General features: G+C 61.2%; 1 protein-coding gene. It reads left to right on the top strand.

Annotated features, from left to right (window positions below):
• Positions 1-250 precede the first annotated feature (250 nt).
• Positions 251-1,351 (top strand): type VI secretion system Vgr family protein (locus P0D89_RS53040; RefSeq protein ID WP_408379642.1); only part of this gene is annotated, 1,101 nt, incomplete at its 3' end.

Below are 1,351 nucleotides of genomic sequence, written 5' to 3'. Positions count from 1 at the left end.
CTTGCCGAAAGACGTCGGGCAAGAACAGGTCACCTGCCGGGAGGCGCCAACAGGCATCGTCCTGATGCGCCATGAATCAGACGTGCCGGATTTTCTTCAAGAATTGTCAGGGCACGCCTATCCCAGATTGATTCCGTTGACCTGCCGGGTTCTAGATGTTGAGGTAACGGGTTTGGCAGCTAACGCTGCGTCGCTGGTCTTTTTCAGGGAGCAGGGGGTGGCAGAGTCTGATCCATTACGCCAGGGCGTCATGGGACGCCAGGCATATTTTCTCGACGTGCCCGGCACGGACAGCGCGGCGGCGCTCTCGGTCGTGTCGTTCAAGGCAACCGAAAAGATGGGCGCACCGAGCGAGGTGTGCATCGAGTTGACCCACCCGCAGCAGCTTGCGCGCGCCGATTACCTGAATCTCGACGCGGCGTTTTCCATCGTGCCCGACGATGGGCCGCCCCGGAAATTCTCAGGCTTCATCACGCGCTTCTCCACGATCCAGACCACAAGGGACTATGTAAGGTACGAGGTCGTACTCAAATCGCACTTCGCGCGGCTGGAGGCAGTGACGCGCAGGAAAATCTTCCAGCACGCGAGCACGCCGGACATTCTCGCGGCGATCCTGCGCAGTCATGGTTTCCGGCCGGAACAGATGTCGTTCCGGCTGCGCGGGCAATACCGCAAGCACCTGTTCCGCATGCAGCACCAGATGAGCGATCTGGCCTATCTCCACATGCTGGCGGAAAAGGCCGGAATCTACTGCTTCATTGTGGAGACGGAATACGGCGACCAGGTGGTGTTTGCAGACGACATCGACCACTATCTCTACGATCCGCAACGGGTGGCGCCGTACCGCGAGGCGGCGGGCCTGGAGGCTGGCGGCGTCGAGGCGGTGACGGCGATCAAGACCCATACCGTGACCGTGCCGCAATCGTTCACGGTCGCAGACTACAACCCTGAGCAAGCCTGGGAGCGTTTTCGCGATACGTCCAACGTTGCGCCCGGCGATTCCACGACCTACGGCCAGCCCTATATTTATGGCACCCACCATCTTGACCAGGCGGGCGCGAAATGGGAAGCGCAGCTACGCCATGAAGCGGCCATTGCCTGGCAGGTTGTCTACGAGGGCAAGAGCAATGTGCTGGCGTTGCAGTGCGCGCGCGTGCTGGAGATGGACACGGCATTACCCGATGCGCCGAAGGGCCAGGTGATTGTCGAGGTCACGCACAGCGGCGCGCGCGATGCGTCCTATACGAATACGTACAAGGCGATCCCCGCCGACCGCCGTTTCCGTCTCAAACTTGAGCCGGAAACCTGGGCCAAAGTGACCGGCACCCTTTCAGCGCGCGTCACAAGCCCG

The sequence above is a fragment of the Paraburkholderia sp. RL18-085-BIA-A genome (genome assembly GCF_046027075.1).
In the GTDB taxonomy this organism is placed as follows: Bacteria; Pseudomonadota; Gammaproteobacteria; order Burkholderiales; family Burkholderiaceae; genus Paraburkholderia.
This window is presented reverse-complemented; position numbering and strand designations above follow the sequence as displayed.